Below are 15,108 nucleotides of genomic sequence, written 5' to 3'. Positions count from 1 at the left end.
CTCAGAGGCCGCCAATGCAGACGTACTTAAGTTCAGTGTAGTCGTCCAGTCCGTGACGTGATCCCTCACGGCCCAGCCCGGATTCCTTGATGCCACCGAAGGGCGCCAGCTCGGTCGAGAGGATCCCTTCGTTGATTCCCACCATGCCATATTCCAGCGCCTCCATCACATGCCAGATGCGGGCATAGTCACGGGCGTAGAAGTAGGCCGCCAGGCCAAACTCGGTGGCATTGGCCATGGCGATGGCCTCGGCATCGTCGGTGAAGCGGAAGACGGGTGCCAGGGGGCCAAAGGTCTCTTCCCGGGCGACCCGCATCTCAGGCGTCACGTCGGCAATCACCGTGGGCTGATAGAAGGTACCGCCAAGTGAGTGAGATTCGCCACCACAGATCAGACGGCCACCGTGTTCCAGCGCGTCACGCACGTGGGACTGCACTTTTTCCACGGCCGCTGCATTGATCAGCGGTCCCTGGTCGACACCTTCTTCGAGACCATTGCCGACGCGAAGTTCGCTGACACGGGCGGCGAGCTTGTCGAGGAAGGCGTCATAGACACCGTCCTGAACCAGCAAGCGGTTGGTGCACACGCAGGTCTGGCCTGAGTTGCGGAACTTGGAGGCGATGGCGCCTTCCACGGCGGCGTCCAGGTCAGCGTCGTCGAAGACGATGAAGGGCGCATTGCCGCCAAGCTCCATGGAGGCTTTCTTGACCGTGCCGGCACACTGCTCGAGCAGCTTCTTGCCGACCGGCGTGGAGCCGGTGAAAGAGACCTTGCGTACACGCGGGTCGGTGGTCAGCACTTCGCCGATCGCCGCCGGCTTGCTGGCGGTGACGACATTCAACACGCCGGCCGGCAGGCCAACGTCTTCGGCCAGCTTGGCCAGCGCCAGGGCGGTCAGCGGTGTGGCTTCGGCGGGTTTGATGACCACCGTGCAGCCAGCGGCCAGGGCTGGAGCGACCTTGCGGGTGATCATCGCCAGCGGGAAGTTCCAGGGCGTAATGGCTGCCACCACGCCGATCGATTCACGCATTACCATCAGGCGCTTGTCGTCGCTGTGGCTAGGCAAGGTCTCGCCGGCCATGCGCTTGGCTTCTTCGGCGTAGTATTCGATGAAGTTGGCGCCATAGGCCACTTCGCCCATCGACTCGGCCAGCGGCTTGCCCTGTTCCTGGGTCATCAGGCGAGCCAGTGGCTCCTGATGCGCCATGACGGCGTCGAACCAGCGGCGCAGCAGCGCTGAGCGTTCCTTGGCCGAGCGCTTGCGCCAGGCAGGCCAGGCCGCGTCGGCGGCGGCCACAGCATCGCGGGCCGCGTCGGCATCAAGGTCTGCGACCTCGGCAATGGTGTCGCCGGTGGCGGGGTTGGTCACCGCAAAGCGCGTCGGCGCCTCGCACCACTGACCGTTGATATAGGCATTGGACATCAGTAGATCGGACGACATCGTCGACAGGCCTCCAGGGGGTGTTGTCATCATATTCAACGAGTGTGCATTATTTAAAACAATCCGCCAAGCCTTATCGAGACGCTTCGTCAAGGCCTTTACAAGCAGACTCTTGAGGCTTGGTTCGCGGCGTTATGGATGAATCGTACGGGCATCCTGGGCCTCTTTCCTGCCGGTGCGGGGCGTGTCCCTGTATGCTAGGCATCGGCGAATCCCCCAGTTTCCGCTAAACTAGGCGCCAAAAATTCCTATGGTTGTCTTGATGACAAGCTGCGCGTGGTGAGGTGAGTCTTGGTCGATCCCCTGAGTGCTTGGTGGGCTCAACAACTGGTGCTGTGCGACTGGGCCTTTTCGCCCGACCCGACGGCCGTGGAACCGGAACTGGCGGTCCAGCGGCTCGCTGAGATGCAAGTCGCGGATCGCGGCGAGCTGGGCTGGCGGCTGGTCGAGGCCTTTTCGCCCGGGAACGTGAACCCGCTGGGCCACCTGGAAAGCCTGGAGCTGCTGGCCCTGGCGACGGCAGCCGGCTGGTTGCCCGTCGAGCAGGCCCATGCCTGGGTGGCCCGTATCGCTGTCGACATCTGCGCGCACTGCAACAGTCTCGAGGATTGGTTGGCCGTACTGCGTCAGGCACGCAGTGCGCTGGGCTGGGAGCGCGGGGACGATGGTTTCCTGGAAGCCTGCGCGGCCCTGTCGTCCCTGGAGCGCGAAGGCGCCGGCATTACCTGGGAGTTGCTCGCCGAGACCGTCAGGCGGCGTCGTCAGGCGCCGCTGTGGCCGTCGGCTGCAGGAGAGCAGGCCTGGCGACTGCGCGCTGCCTTTGCTCCTGTGCTGGTGACCGATGCCGATGAGGCGCTGGATGCCCCTCAGGCCCGAGCCTTTCTCGCCGATGAGTGGCAGGTCAGTAACCGCGATGGTCTGGTGCGCCTCTTGCTGTGGCTGGCAGGGCAGGGTGATCGCTATGCCTGGGATCTGGATGCCACCCGGCTGCTCGAGGCCTCGCGCGAGCAGCGTGAGGTGTGGCTTGCCGGGCAGAAGGGCGAAACGACGGCCTCCGGCAAGGTGTTGCTGGGTTTCCTCGCGCGCGGCGAAACCCTGGAATGGGCGGCCTGGGACTGGCTGCGGCTGGTTGATCTGGCCTATACCGGCCTGGCGCTTGGCTGGCTCGACCAAGCCGAAGCACAGGCCTTTGCTCACCATGCCCTGGATTTGATCACGCGCCGCTACAGCGACTGGGTCGCGATGGTGACGGCCTATCAGCGCGGGCGCAGCCTCTTCGAGGGACGCGACAGCCTGGGCGAGCTCAACCGGGACTGGGGGCTGCTCTTGCAGTCACCGGCAAGCCCCTGGCGGGAGCCGCTCAAGACCCTGCAGGACCAAGACTGCCTTGAAGCATCGCGCATGGCGATGCGGGCCTGGCGCGCCGATGCGCGTCATTGGGTGTTGGCGCTGGCTTCGGTGCGCGAGCCCGAGCTGCTGCTGCGTCAGGGGCCGGCGCCTTCAGTATCTGAGCAGATCCGCAAGGAGGCGCGCCACTATCTTCAGGAGGTGCTCGGGCTCTACCCCGATGACGGCGTGGCCGGGCTCGCCCGCTACTGGCTGCCGGCGCAGGCGCATCACCTCAACCAACTGGCCGCTGATGCGGATCATGGCGCCCTGCCGAGTCTGACCACGCCCTTTGGTCAGCCCGTCGCGGAAGGGCTTGCTCAGCGCGATGCTCTGCGGGGCTGCAGTCGTTTCTCGGCCACCGTTCACATGGCCGAGAAGTATGCTTTCTACCTGCAGATGGCCGGTGACAGCGAAGAGTTCGAGGCCGAAGGCCTGTCACGACTGGCGGCGTCGCTGCGCGGCGTGCTGTGCCACTTCTACCCGGATGCACGCCGGCTGCTCAACGCCTGGGCTTGCTGGGAAGCCGCACTGCCCGAGCCGCCGCTCGAGCATAGCACCCCGGTATCACTGGCCCACGAGATTCGTTGGCATCGGGACGACCCCGGCAGCCCCTTTCACTGGCTCGACTGGCGGGCAGGGGACAGCTGGCAGGAACCCGGCCCACGGCTCAGCCTGCCAAGCTTCACTGCCCTTGCCTTGGTGGGGCCGCTCAACGGCGGCGCCTGGAGTGAGCCACTGCCCGAGAGCGATCGTGAGGTGGCGGCCATCCGGGAGTGGATAGATGGTCATTACGGCCTGCAGGATGGCGAGGCACTCAGGGAGTTTCTCGATTACCTGCTGACGGTCGGCGATCGTCAGGAATATCAGATCAACTATGCGCCCTATACCCTCAATGCCGCGCGGCTCAAGGCAGAGATCGCGATCCTCGAGAGCGATGACTGCAGCGAGGATGAACGCAACCACCTGCTGCGCCTGAAGCGGGTGCGAGACAACGATGCAGGCTGCAATGCCTTCGATATGGCCGCCTGGGATATCGCCCAGGCCGTGGATCTGGCGATTGCCGGACGCCAGCTTGCGTGGCTGAGCGAGGCGCAGTTCAGCTCCGCCCTCGACCGGGCCTCGGCGTTGGCCGCGAAGCATTATCCGGGCTGGCAGGCCTACGCCCGGGGGCTTTATGCCGGCTTTTCGTTTTTCATGGGCGAGACCGATGAACGTAAGGCGTTCCTGTCGAGCTTCCGTGAGGCACTGGTGGGCTGGCTGACCGGCGCGCCGCCGCTGGCAGGTCCCTGGGCGAGCCTGGATTTCCCCGGCGCCCGCCCCCGCCATTGGGCGCCGATGCATATCGATACGCTGCCGGGAGATGCGCGCACCCTTCATTAGGGATGAGTAAGCACTGGCCCAGGCCGTTGGCGAGGGCCTGTCCCCGTGAGGCGGGCCATAAGGACTCGTCATGCCAACCGTCAGTCGCTATCATGCATGTTTTACTGCTCTTGGCCTGCAAAATGCTTGAGCACGTCAGCCTTTTATCTCGGAGTCGCCGCGGCGAGATCCGGACCACAGGGAGGAGGTCAGCGCGATGTCGCGGATTGCCGTCACTACAGCGCTTTTGGCGCTGGTAGCCGGGCTTGCGGGCTGTACGACGTCGCCGCCGCCGGCTTCTGAGGTGCCACCGGATTATTTCGCCATGCAGCTGCCGGGACTCTCCCGCGGTCCCATGTCGCCGGTGGATAACCCGCTGCTCGACCATCAGGGGCTGCGTCAGCCGAGTCGCGAGGTGATCCGGGATGCCTTGCTTGAAGAGCACGAACGCTGGCTGGGCACCCCCTATCGGCTGGGAGGGGAGAGCCGACATGGCATCGACTGCTCGGCGCTGATCCAGACCATCTTCCGTGAGCGCTTCGAGACCGAGCTGCCCCGCACTACCTCGCAGCAGGTCCACCAGGGGCGGCGCGTCGAGCGAGGCAGTCTCAAGGCCGGTGACCTGGTGTTCTTCCGTCCGCCGGGCAGCTATCGCCATGCCGGCATCTATGTCGGTAACGGTTTCTTCCTCCATGCCTCGTCGTCTCAGGGGGTTGCCCTGTCACGCCTCGACAACAGCTACTGGCGCCGCTACTTCTGGCAGGCCCGCCGCCCGTTGGCGCCGACACAACTCGCCCAGCGAGCTCTCCTGGCCACCAGCGGCTGAAACGGGTCCGCCTTCAGGCGAGCCCGCCACCCTCGGATGCCACATGACTGACGCCTTATGATTCAGGCCCACACTCGCGATTGGTGGCGAGCCACCCTGGCGCTTTGCCTGGGCTCTTTCATCGTCTTCATCAATCTCTATGCTCCGCAGCCGCTGCTGCCTGAGCTGCGCAACACCTTCGGCGTCTCGACGCTGATGGCGAGCCTAGTCATGTCCTGCGCGACCCTGGCGCTGGCGGCTTCGCTGCTGATCTATGGCACCCTCTCCGATGCTCTGGGGCGAGGCACCATCATGCGCGTCAGCCTTCTGCTGGTCGCGCTCTGCTCGTTGGCGATTGCGCTGGTGCCCAACTTTGCAGGGCTGTTGGGACTGCGTCTGCTGCAGGGACTGGTGCTTGCCGGTCTGCCGGCGGTAGCCGTGGCCTGGATGAGCGACGAGTTCGAGCCCCAGGCGATGATGCTGGCGGTGGGACTCTACATCAGCGCCAATAGCCTGGGCGGCATCGGTGGCCGGGTGATGGGTGGCTGGGCGGGAGAGGCCGGCGGCTGGTCCCTGAGCTTTCTGGTGGTAGGCACCATCAGCCTGGTAGGCGTCGCGGTATTCTGGCGGCTGCTGCCGCCGGCGCGGCATTTCACGCCGTCGCGCTTTCGCCTGGCAGAGGCGCTGGCAAGCATTCGGGGCCATCTGAAAACCCCGGTACTGCTGGTGGCCTGTCTGATTGGCGGCCTGAATTTCATGGTCTTCATCAACCAGTACAGCTACATCACCTTCCGGTTAAGCGAGGCGCCTTTCGGGCTGGGGTCTCAGTGGCTCGGCATGCTGTTTTTGACCTATCTGGGCGGTACCTTGGGCTCGGCCTGGTCGGGGCGGCTGTCACAGCGCTGGGCATCGCCGCTGTGCATGATGGCGGGCATCGTCATCTTCATGCTGGGAAGTCTTGTCACCCTGGCTGAAGGGCTTGGAGTGATCGTGGTCGGGCTGACCATCAACGCCTTCGGCTTCTTTCTGTGTCATGCGACGGCGTCGGGCTGGGTCGGGCGCAACGCCAAGCGGGCCCGGGGCACCGCTACGGCGCTCTATCTGGTTTTCTACTATCTGGGGGCGAGCCTCGGGGGCTTTTATCTGGAGCCGTTCTGGCAGTTCGGCGGCTGGGGAGGCGTGACCCTGGCCGCCGAACTGATCCTGCTGGTGACGCTTGCCCTGAGTGCCTGGCTGTGGCGTCGCGGCTGAAGATCGATTATTGAGCGCTGGCGCTGAGGGCACCCTGGGTGCCGGCTTCATCGCCCCAGACTTGTTCGAGGCGGTCGACCCGTCCGCAGGCAGACTTGTAGAAGTGGTACCTTAAGCTGTTGGTCTTGTAGTAGTTCTGGTGGTAATCCTCGGCGGGATAGAAGGCCTTGAAGGCTTCGATCTGGGTCGCGATATCGCGCTCGAAGCGGGCCTGCATCTCGTCGAGACTGTCCTTCGCAAGGACACGTTCTTCCTCGTTCATGGGGAAGATGGCGCTGCGGTATGAGGTGCCGACATCGCAGAACTGGCGATCAACGGCGAAAGGATCGATGTTGCGCCAGAATACGTTGAGCAGCTGTTCGTAACTGACTTCGTCCGGGTCGTATTCCACCTGCACCACCTCGGCATGTTCGGTGCGCCCGGCAGATACCTGCGAGTAGGTCGCGGTATCGGCGGTGCCGCCGCTGTAGCCTGAGGTGGTCTCGAGTACCCCCGGCACCTTGTCAAAGGCCTCTTCCATGCACCAGAAGCAGCCACCGGCGAAGACGGCGTCCTTGGGATCAGCGGCGAGTGCGTCTGCCGAGGCGCCAATGGCGAGTGCCAGTGGCAGGGCTCTGAACCAGCGATGAGTGGCCAGGAAAGCAAAGCGTGTAGCAGCATGCGGATTGTGCGCCATGATCACTCCCGATCTGTTAGCAGATGCTGGTTGGATGGGAACTTGAGCTCAGGGTTCCCTGCCATAGCGCTAAACGTTCGCCCGACGAGGGCATTCCCGCAAGCGATGCAGCCAGAGTCCAGAATCGAAAGCCCAGAACCGAGAGTCCGGCGTCAGGCAGTCGGCGTGGGTCTCGATCAGCGCGGTATGAAAAATCCCGCCGTGGGTCTGTAAGGAAGCATCCAGGCGTGCGACTCAATGGGCATGGCCGGTCCCGGGTCGCTGCCGAATCCGTCATTTAAGGAGTATATCCGTTGAACCGACAACGCCTCGTGATTCTTGCCCTCATCGCCCTGGCGGTCGGCGCTTTCTTCTTGAGCGGCGCCCACCAACTCTTGACCCTGGATGCCCTCAAGGCCGAACAGGTGCGGTTCCAGACCTGGCTTGCCGAGGACCCGCTGACGGTGATCGGTGGCTTTTTCGCTCTCTACGTGACGATGGCCGCGCTGTCGCTGCCCGGGGCCACGCTGCTGACGCTGCTCGGTGGAGCGCTGTTCGGGCTTGGCCTGGGTCTGGTGATCATTTCGTTTGCCAGCGCGCTCGGCGCGAGCCTGGCTTTCCTGATCGCTCGCACGCTGGCCCGCACGCCTCTGGAGCGGCGTTTTTCCCGCCAGCTCGATAGCATCAATCGCGGCATCGAGCGGGAAGGTGCCTTCTATCTGTTCACGCTGCGTCTGATTCCGCTGTTCCCGTTCTTCGTCATCAACCTGGTGATGGGCCTGACCCGGATGCGCCTGCGTACCTTCTACTGGGTCAGCCAACTGGGCATGCTGCCGGGCACCGCCGTGTTCGTGAATGCGGGACGCGAGCTGGGAACCCTCGAGTCACTGGGCGGGATATTGTCCCCTGGGCTCCTGGTCTCCTTCGCGCTGATCGGTGTCTTCCCCTGGCTGGCCCGCTGGGGAGTGGAGATCGCCAAGCGTCGCCGCATTGCCCGCCAGTATGACAAGCCCAGGCACTACGACTATGACATCGTGGTGATCGGGGCTGGCTCGGCCGGTCTGGTGGCGAGTTATATCGGCGCGGCGGTCAAGGCACGGGTGGCGCTGGTCGAGCGCGACAAGATGGGAGGCGACTGCCTGAATACCGGCTGCGTGCCCTCGAAGGCGCTGATTCGCTCGGCGCGACTCGCTCAGGAAATGCGCGAGGCCAAGCGCTTCGGCCTCACGATGGGTGAACCCGAGGTCGACTTCCCAGCGGTGATGGGTCACGTTCATCGCGCCATCGAGGAGGTCGAGCCCCATGACAGCCCCGAGCGCTATCGCGGCCTCGGCGTCGAGGTGATTCACGGCGACGCCTGGCTGCAGACGCCCTGGGAGGTGCGCGTCGGCGAGCGGGTGCTGACCACCCGTCATGTGATCGTGGCCACCGGCGCCCGGCCGCGGGTACCCGAGCTGCCAGGGCTTGAAGATAGCGACGTGCTGACCTCCGACAACCTGTGGCAGCTTGAGGCGCTGCCCGAGCGACTGGTGGTGCTCGGCGGCGGGCCAATCGGCTGCGAGCTGGGCCAGAGCTTCGCCCGGTTGGGCAGTCGCGTGACACTGGTGGAAATGGGGGCCCAGCTGCTGCCGCGAGAGGATCGCGATATCGCTAAGGTCGTCGAGACGCGACTCGAGCGCGAAGGCGTGCGGCTGGCGCTGGGCGCGCGGGCGGTAAGGGTCGAGCCAGGCCCGAGCCATGGCGACCGTGGCCGGGTGCTGGTCATCGAGCGCGATGGCCCGCAGGGCGTGGAGACCGAACATCTGGTCTTCGATCGGCTGCTGGTGGCGGTGGGCCGGGTGGCCAACGTCAGTGGCTTCGGCCTAGAGGGGCTCGGCGTGCTGCCCCGCGCCAATGGCACGATAGATGTCGATGGCACCCTGCGCAGCCTGCACCCGAATATCTGGGCCTGCGGCGACGTGGCGGGCCCCTTCCAGTTGACCCATGCCAGCGCCCATCAGGCCTGGCACGCCACGGTCAACGCGCTGTTCGGCGAGTTCAAACGCTTCACCGTCGACTATCGCAACCTGCCGGCGGTGACCTTCTGTGACCCCGAGGTGGCAAGGGTCGGGCTCAACGAGCGTGAGGCCGCCGCCCAAGGCGTGGAGGTCGAGGTGACGCGCTATGCCTTCTCCGAGCTTGACCGGGCGATCGCCGACCAGCACACCGAGGGTTTCATCAAGGTGCTGACGGTGCCGGGCAAGGATCGCATCCTCGGCGCCAGCATTGTCGGACATGGCGCCGGCGAGCTGCTGGGTGAGTACACCCTGGCCATGACCCACGGCATCGGCCTCAACAAGCTTCTCGGTACCATTCATCCCTATCCGACCTTCTCGGAGGCCGCCAAGGCCAGCGCCGGCGTGTGGAAGAATGCCCACAAGCCCGAGCGTCTGCTGGGCTGGCTCGAGCGCTACTTTGCCTGGCGGCGCCGCAGTGCCCATTCGTCGGCCACCACAAAAACCTCGGCCGCCGCCACTAGCTCGGCCACGAGTTCGGCGACAAGGAGCGAAACCCATGCTCGATCGCTGGACCAGTGAATGGATCAAGCCGCCGCTGGCCCGGCTCGCCAAGGGCCTGGCCGGGCGCGGCGTGACCCCCAACCAGGTGACGGTAGCCAGTTTCCTGATCGGCATGCTGGTGCTTCCGCTGCTGGCGCAGCAGGCCTATGGCTGGGCGCTGGCGGCGATTCTCGTCAACCGCCTGGGCGACGGTCTGGATGGCGCCCTGGCCCGGCATACCGGGAAGTCGAGCGATGCCGGTGGTTTTCTGGATATCGGGCTCGACTTCCTGTGCTATGCCGCCGTGGTGCTGGGCTTCGCTCTGGCCGACCCGGCGGCCAATGCGCTGGCGGCAGCGCTCTTGCTGTTTGCCTTCGTCGGCACCGGCAGCTCGTTTCTGGCCTTCGCGATCATGGCCGCCAAGCACGACCTGGCACGGCCTAGCTTCGAGAACAAGGCGTTCTACTACCTGCATGGCCTCACCGAGGGCACCGAAACCATTCTGGCCTTCGTGGTCTTCTGCCTGTGGCCTGAGCACTTCGCCTTACTGGCATCGATCTTTGCCGCTGCCTGCCTGCTGACCACCGGCACTCGGCTATGGGGCGGCTTTCATACCGTCAAGGCGCGGGAGCGCAGCGCATGAAGCATCAACGATATTGTAAGCCGACCTCGGCGCTGACCGGACTGCTGGTGGCAGGCCTGGGGCTGACCGTTCCTGCTGGGCCGCTGAAGGCGGCCGAGACCGCCTTCAGCCCAAGTGACATCCAGGCCTGGTCGACGCGTGCCTTCGATGGCGAAACAGACTACCGGCTGGTGGAACTGGACGGAGAGCAGGTGCTCAGGGCGCAGGCTCGCGGCCAGGCCTCGGCCAAGTATCTGGAGCAGGAGATCGACCTGTACCGCACCCCCTATCTGCACTGGTGCTGGCGTGTTTCGTCGACCTACCCGGGGCTTGTGGAAACCACCAAGGCCGGCGATGACTATCCGGCGCGAGTCTATGTGGCGCACAAGACCGGCTGGTTGCCGTTTCAGGTGCAGTCGGTGAACTATGTCTGGTCATCCAACCAGGCGGCGGGTAGCGCCTGGCCGAATGCCTTCACCGAACGTGCCCAGCTGCTGGCGCTCAAGGGCAAGGAGGCCCCGGTCGGCCAGTGGGTAGCCGAGGTGCGCGATGTGCGTGAGGACTTCAGCCGCCTGTTCGGTGAGCGCCCGGAGCGCCTGAGCGGCGTCGCGCTGATGACCGATGGCGACAATGCAGGGGGCGATGCCACCGCCTGGTATGCCCGCCTGGCGTTTTCCGACTCTTCTGCGCCTCCCCGCTGTCCGGGGCAGTGAAGGGCGGATAGCAAGGCGCTAGCCTAATCCGCGGCTCATGCTCATGGTATGCGGCAGATGCAAAAGGCAGAGGCACAAAAAAGGGGCAGCCCAATGGGCTGCCCCTTTCTTGATCAGCGTGTGCTGAGCGCTGTGGGCGAGCTTAGTGCTCTACGCCACCTTCGCCGTGCACGTGGCCGTGCTCGACTTCTTCTTCGCTCGCTTCACGCACTTCGGCGATTTCGACGTCGAAGTTCAGGTTCTGACCGGCCAGCGGGTGGTTACCGTCGACGGTAACGGTGTCGCCTTCAACCTGAGTCACGGTGACCATCAGCGGGCCGCCCTGAGTCTGAGCCTGGAACTGCATGCCCGGCTGCACGTCTTCGACACCCTGGAAGGCATCACGCGGCACTTCCTGCACCAGGCCTTCCTGGATTTCGCCGTAACCTTCTTCCGGTGTAACGGCCACCTGCAGCTTGTCGCCGTCTGCCTTACCTTCCAGCTCTTTTTCCAGACCCGGGATGATGTTGCCGGAGCCGTGCATGTAGGTAAGCGGATCGCGACCTTCGGAGCTGTCCAGCACCTCACCAGAATCATTTTTCAGGGTGTAGTGGAACGCGACTACGGTGTTCTGCGCAATTTGCATTGATGGACCTTTCGGTGAGTGCATGTCTCATCAATGGTAACGCGATGGCCCAAGGGCTGTCAGGGGCGTCTGGGTATTTTTCAGCTTGTTCGGGGCTATCATGATGTTGATTCAAGCCTGTGAGCCGCAGTTGCGTGTCACCCGAGGCAGGGATACCCTGAATTCGATTGTTCATCATCCTTTCACCCGACTACGAATGCCGCTGGAGAGAATGTCCATGACCGTGACGCTGATCTGGCTGATCGCCTTTGCCGTGATCCTGTTATTGACCGTTAAGAGCTGGAGCGGGGCGTTGGGAACCTTCTTCGAGCGCAAGATGCCGTCGCTGTTGCTCAGCGGTGGTGATGACCGTTGGGTCTGGTGCCCGGCGATTGCCGTGCTGGGCGCGACCACCGTGGTGCGCCCGGTCGACATGGTGTTCACTGTGCTGCTGCTGGCACTGATCGTGTGGCTCGGCAAGAGCCTGATCAGTTGGGCCATGAACCGGGTCAAGCTGCACTGAACCCATGCGCAGCCACCACCGCTGTGTGCTGGTGTTGGCTGCTGGGACCTATCTCAAGGTCCCGCCAGCCAGAAACGACAAGGCCCGCGAGCATGCTCGCGGGCCTTGTTGCGTTCTGAGGGCTTGTTGGGCTTTTTCTTGCAAGTTCCTGCTAGGCCCTGGATCGTTCGGTCCTAGTCGCCCTTTCTGCGTTCCCCGTTATCAGTAGGGTGCCACGCTGAGGTTGGAGCCGCTGCCGATCAGGCGCACGCGCTGGCCGACCTGGAAGGCGCGGTCGGCTTTCTGTACCACGACCACGCTCTGACCGGTATCGCGACGAATCTCCATTTCCCAGGCGGTGGTCCGGTTGGCGGAATCCTCGATCTTCTTGCCGGCCACGCTGCCGCCGATGGCGCCGGCTGCAGTGGCCAGTGTACGGCCGGAACCGCCGCCGATCTGGTTACCCAACAGGCCGCCAATAACGGCGCCGCCGATGCCGCCGAGCGCACCGCTGTTCTGGTCGCCGGCCTGGATCTGCACCTGGCGCAAGGCGGTGATAGTGCCATAGCTGACCGTCTGGGCGGTCTGTGCTTGGTTGCCTCGATACACGTCCCCTGAATAGGGGCTGGTGTTGGCGCAGCCGGCAAGCGTCAGTAGACCGGCGGCCAGCACGGGGAGCAGGGCGTGTGATTTGAGGTAGCGCATGGGAGATCCTCCTTCGCTTACGCGATATGAAACTCAAGGCGTGCGTATCGCCATTGGGAAACAGTGTTCTTTAACTAGTCTAACGCTATTCCCGGCGCTCGACCAGCGATGCTTTGACCGAAAAGTCACGTCGGAGTGCCTGACGGCGCTAACTGAAAGAATATCGTCCTGGTTGGCACTTATCGAGACATGAAAAAACCCATCCCGCAGTGCGGAATGGGTCATGGTCAGTCACGTAATGCGTTGTTTCGTTGTTGGCCGCCGGGCTGGCGGGTCATTCCTCTTCGAGCAATGGCGCGTCGCCGGCCAACACTTCGTCCCAGGCGTCGTCGAGCGAGTAACCCGCGCGGCTGTCAACGGTGTCGATGACCTCGACGGCGTGCTGCAGGGATTCCCGCTGGCCTTTCAGGGCCACCACCAGCTTGGCGAGTTCCTGCTTGCTGAACGTGTCGGCGATCAGATCGGCTTGGTGGCTCAGTTCGATGCAGTTCATGTGTAACACCTCGTGCAGTGGCCATCGGCGATGGCGTTATGGAGCGTTGGCTACTCATGCCGGGCCGGGTAAGCGCCCGTCGCTGCAGTGGCGAAGTGGTCACACGCTTGGAAAGACCATCGCTCAAGGCGCCTGGGTCATCGATCGGAGCGCCTTCGTTGTAGCTCAGTGCAAGGGATCCTGGGTCGGGGTAGCGACACTGGCTTGCGCTGTGATTTGACTATGGTGCAGCACAGCAGAATCGACCATGCCTCATTGGCCGCAGCTCGTGTTGTAACCCGACTACAAGGTGTCAGGAACGTCGGCGAACTTGTCGATATCTTTCATGGCCCCGGGGCCATGGAAAACAGACATCAAAAAGGGGAGGCCTATGGCCTCCCCCTTGGTGATAACTCGCTCGGTGTGGCGAGTTCGTCGATCAGGCGAACTGGTTCATGGTGTTGTCCTTGCCGCCGGCCTTCAGGGCGCCTTCGCCCGAGAAGTACTCCTTGTGATCATCGCCGAGGTTGGAACCGGCCATATCCTGGTGCTTGACGCAGGCCAGGCCCTTGCGGATCTCCTGACGCTGAACGCCCGCCACGTAGGCCAGCATGCCTTCCTCGCCGAAATAGCCCCTGGCCAGGTCATCGGTGGACAGGGCTGCGGTGTGATAAGTCGGCAGGGTGATCAGGTGGTGGAAGATACCGGCCTCGCGGGCGGCATCGCGCTGGAAGTTGCGGGTCCAGTCATCAGCGAGCGTCGCAAGCTCGCTGTCATCGTAGGCCGCGTTCATCAGGTCGGCGCGATCATAGGCGCTGACGTCTCGGCCTTCCTGTTCCCAGGCATCGAAGACCTGCTGGCGGAAGTTGAGTGTCCAGTTGAAGGAGGGCGAATTGTTGTAGACCAGCTTGGCGTCCGGGCAGACCTCGCGGATGCGGTTGACCATGCCGGCGATCTGGCCGACGTGGGGCTTCTCGGTCTCGATCCATAGCAGGTCTGCACCATGCTGTAGCGAGGTGATGCAGTCCAGCACCACCCGATCCTCGCCGCTGCCCGGCTTGAACTGGTAGAGGCCGTTGGCCAGACGCAGCGGTTTTTTGAGCTCGCCGTCGAGCTTGATCAGGGTGTCACCCTCGGCGACATCGTCCGCCGAGGCGACGGGTGTGGTCTCGAGGAAGCGGTTGTATTGGCTGGCCAGATCGCCGGGCTCGCGGGAGACCGGAATCTTCTGGGTCAGGCCGGCGCCCAGGGAATCGGTGCGGGCGACGATTACGCCGTCGTCGACGCCGAGTTCCAGGAAGGCGTAGCGCACGGCATTGATCTTTGCGAGGAAGTCCTCGTGGGGCACGGTGACCTTGCCGGCCTGGTGGCCGCACTGCTTGGCATCCGAGACCTGGTTCTCGATCTGGATGCAGCAGGCGCCGGCCTCGATCATCTTCTTGGCAAGCAGATAGGTGGCCTCCTCGTTGCCGAAGCCGGCATCGATGTCGGCGATGATCGGCACCACGTGGGTCTCGAAGTTATCGATCTTGTCCTGTGCGGCCCGGGCGCCGACTTCATCGCCCTCGGCGCGGGCCTCGTCCAGCGCCTTGAACAGGTGGCCCAGTTCCCGGGCATCGGCCTGGCGCAGGAAGGTGTAGAGCTCCTCGATAAGTGCCGGCACGCTGGTCTTCTCGTGCATTGACTGATCCGGCAGCGGGCCGAAATCGGAGCGCAGCGCCGCCACCATCCAGCCGGACAGGTAGAGGTAACGCTTGTCGGTGGTGCCGTGGTGGCGCTTCACCGCCAACATCTTTTGCTGCCCGATGAAACCGTGCCAGCAGCCCAGCGACTGGGTGTATTGGCTGGTATCGGCGTCGTAGGCGGCCATGTCGCGACGCATGATGCCGGCGGTGTAGCGGGCGATCTCCAGTCCGGTACGAAAGCGGTTCTGGGCCTTCATGCGCGCCGCGTACTCGGGGTTGATGGTGTCCCACTTGCCGCCTTGGGCCTCGCGCAGGGCGGTCAGGGTCTGGATTGCATCTTGATATGCTGACATGGAGCCATCCTCATC

Annotated in this window: 13 protein-coding genes; 7 read left to right on the top strand and 6 right to left on the bottom strand. The window is 64.0% G+C overall.

Features of this window, described 5'->3' with window-relative positions; genetic code table 11:
* Position 1: 1 nt before the first annotated feature.
* Entirely contained in the window at positions 2 to 1,423 is a 1,422-nt protein-coding gene (locus BCL93_RS11755) for an NAD-dependent succinate-semialdehyde dehydrogenase (RefSeq protein WP_258396503.1), read from the bottom strand.
* Between the two features lie 309 nt (positions 1,424 to 1,732).
* Between BCL93_RS11755 and BCL93_RS11750 the strand changes: the two genes are divergently transcribed.
* From BCL93_RS11750 to BCL93_RS11740, 3 genes are all read left to right on the top strand, one after another.
* Positions 1,733 to 4,210: a YbeU/YbeR family protein gene (locus BCL93_RS11750; RefSeq protein ID WP_112055467.1), complete on the top strand. Its 2,478-nt coding sequence runs from the start codon at positions 1,733 to 1,735 to the stop codon at positions 4,208 to 4,210.
* Positions 4,211 to 4,406: 196 nt separating this feature from the next.
* Positions 4,407 to 5,015: a C40 family peptidase gene (locus tag BCL93_RS11745; protein ID WP_112055466.1), complete on the top strand. Its 609-nt coding sequence runs from the start codon at positions 4,407 to 4,409 to the stop codon at positions 5,013 to 5,015.
* 57 nt (positions 5,016 to 5,072) lie between these two features.
* Complete coding sequence (locus BCL93_RS11740; RefSeq protein WP_112055465.1) at positions 5,073 to 6,245, top strand: MFS transporter; 1,173 nt, start codon at positions 5,073 to 5,075, stop codon at positions 6,243 to 6,245.
* Between the two features lie 7 nt (positions 6,246 to 6,252).
* Here BCL93_RS11740 and msrA read toward each other — a convergent pair whose 3' ends face one another.
* Positions 6,253 to 6,921 (bottom strand): peptide-methionine (S)-S-oxide reductase MsrA, encoded by a 669-nt coding sequence (gene msrA, locus BCL93_RS11735; RefSeq protein WP_112055464.1) that lies wholly within the window; start codon positions 6,919 to 6,921, stop codon positions 6,253 to 6,255.
* A gap of 293 nt (positions 6,922 to 7,214) precedes the next feature.
* On the opposite strand from msrA, the gene BCL93_RS11730 reads away from it, so the two are divergent.
* The 3 genes from BCL93_RS11730 to BCL93_RS11720 are packed head-to-tail and all read left to right on the top strand — an operon-like array spanning position 7,215 to position 10,772.
* Positions 7,215 to 9,476 (top strand): FAD-dependent oxidoreductase, encoded by a 2,262-nt coding sequence (locus tag BCL93_RS11730; protein ID WP_112055463.1) that lies wholly within the window; start codon positions 7,215 to 7,217, stop codon positions 9,474 to 9,476.
* Entirely contained in the window at positions 9,454 to 10,080 is a 627-nt protein-coding gene (locus tag BCL93_RS11725; RefSeq protein WP_112055462.1) for a CDP-alcohol phosphatidyltransferase family protein, read from the top strand. The genes BCL93_RS11730 and BCL93_RS11725 overlap by 23 nt, the downstream gene beginning before the upstream one ends.
* A complete protein-coding gene (locus BCL93_RS11720; RefSeq protein WP_112055461.1) occupies positions 10,077 to 10,772 on the top strand; it encodes a DUF3047 domain-containing protein in 696 nt (231 codons plus the stop codon). The genes BCL93_RS11725 and BCL93_RS11720 overlap by 4 nt, the downstream gene beginning before the upstream one ends.
* A gap of 142 nt (positions 10,773 to 10,914) precedes the next feature.
* Here the strand turns inward: BCL93_RS11720 and BCL93_RS11715 are convergent, their stop codons facing one another.
* Positions 10,915 to 11,397: an FKBP-type peptidyl-prolyl cis-trans isomerase gene (locus BCL93_RS11715; protein ID WP_112055460.1), complete on the bottom strand. Its 483-nt coding sequence runs from the start codon at positions 11,395 to 11,397 to the stop codon at positions 10,915 to 10,917.
* Between the two features lie 217 nt (positions 11,398 to 11,614).
* Here BCL93_RS11715 and BCL93_RS11710 point away from each other — a divergent pair, with 217 nt between their 5' ends.
* On the top strand, positions 11,615 to 11,899 hold the full coding sequence (locus tag BCL93_RS11710; RefSeq protein WP_112055459.1) for a hypothetical protein: 285 nt from the start codon (positions 11,615 to 11,617) through the stop codon (positions 11,897 to 11,899).
* 201 nt (positions 11,900 to 12,100) lie between these two features.
* Here BCL93_RS11710 and BCL93_RS11705 read toward each other — a convergent pair whose 3' ends face one another.
* The 3 genes from BCL93_RS11705 to BCL93_RS11695 form a co-directional block, all read right to left on the bottom strand.
* On the bottom strand, positions 12,101 to 12,583 hold the full coding sequence (locus BCL93_RS11705) for a glycine zipper 2TM domain-containing protein (protein WP_112055458.1): 483 nt from the start codon (positions 12,581 to 12,583) through the stop codon (positions 12,101 to 12,103).
* Positions 12,584 to 12,857: 274 nt separating this feature from the next.
* On the bottom strand, positions 12,858 to 13,076 hold the full coding sequence (locus tag BCL93_RS11700; protein ID WP_112055457.1) for a hypothetical protein: 219 nt from the start codon (positions 13,074 to 13,076) through the stop codon (positions 12,858 to 12,860).
* A gap of 418 nt (positions 13,077 to 13,494) precedes the next feature.
* Entirely contained in the window at positions 13,495 to 15,093 is a 1,599-nt protein-coding gene (locus tag BCL93_RS11695) for an isocitrate lyase (RefSeq protein WP_112055456.1), read from the bottom strand.
* Between the last annotated feature and the right edge of the window lie 15 nt (positions 15,094 to 15,108).

It is taken from the genome of Onishia taeanensis (assembly GCF_003268885.1).
In the GTDB taxonomy this organism is placed as follows: Bacteria; Pseudomonadota; Gammaproteobacteria; order Pseudomonadales; family Halomonadaceae; genus Onishia; species Onishia taeanensis_A.
This window is presented reverse-complemented; position numbering and strand designations above follow the sequence as displayed.

What these genes read in the sequence shown, in the direction of transcription:
- BCL93_RS11755 (WP_258396503.1), bottom strand. Translation starts at nt 1,423, where the DNA reads ATGTCCAATGCCTATATCAACGGTCAGTGGTGCGAGGCGCCGACGCGC.
- BCL93_RS11745 (WP_112055466.1), top strand. Translation starts at nt 4,407, where the DNA reads ATGTCGCGGATTGCCGTCACTACAGCGCTTTTGGCGCTGGTAGCCGGG.
- BCL93_RS11740 (WP_112055465.1), top strand. Translation starts at nt 5,073, where the DNA reads ATGATTCAGGCCCACACTCGCGATTGGTGGCGAGCCACCCTGGCGCTT.
- msrA (WP_112055464.1), bottom strand. Translation starts at nt 6,921, where the DNA reads ATGGCGCACAATCCGCATGCTGCTACACGCTTTGCTTTCCTGGCCACT.
- BCL93_RS11725 (WP_112055462.1), top strand. Translation starts at nt 9,454, where the DNA reads ATGCTCGATCGCTGGACCAGTGAATGGATCAAGCCGCCGCTGGCCCGG.
- BCL93_RS11720 (WP_112055461.1), top strand. Translation starts at nt 10,077, where the DNA reads ATGAAGCATCAACGATATTGTAAGCCGACCTCGGCGCTGACCGGACTG.
- BCL93_RS11715 (WP_112055460.1), bottom strand. Translation starts at nt 11,397, where the DNA reads ATGCAAATTGCGCAGAACACCGTAGTCGCGTTCCACTACACCCTGAAA.
- BCL93_RS11710 (WP_112055459.1), top strand. Translation starts at nt 11,615, where the DNA reads ATGACCGTGACGCTGATCTGGCTGATCGCCTTTGCCGTGATCCTGTTA.
- BCL93_RS11705 (WP_112055458.1), bottom strand. Translation starts at nt 12,583, where the DNA reads ATGCGCTACCTCAAATCACACGCCCTGCTCCCCGTGCTGGCCGCCGGT.
- BCL93_RS11700 (WP_112055457.1), bottom strand. Translation starts at nt 13,076, where the DNA reads ATGAACTGCATCGAACTGAGCCACCAAGCCGATCTGATCGCCGACACG.
- BCL93_RS11695 (WP_112055456.1), bottom strand. Translation starts at nt 15,093, where the DNA reads ATGTCAGCATATCAAGATGCAATCCAGACCCTGACCGCCCTGCGCGAG.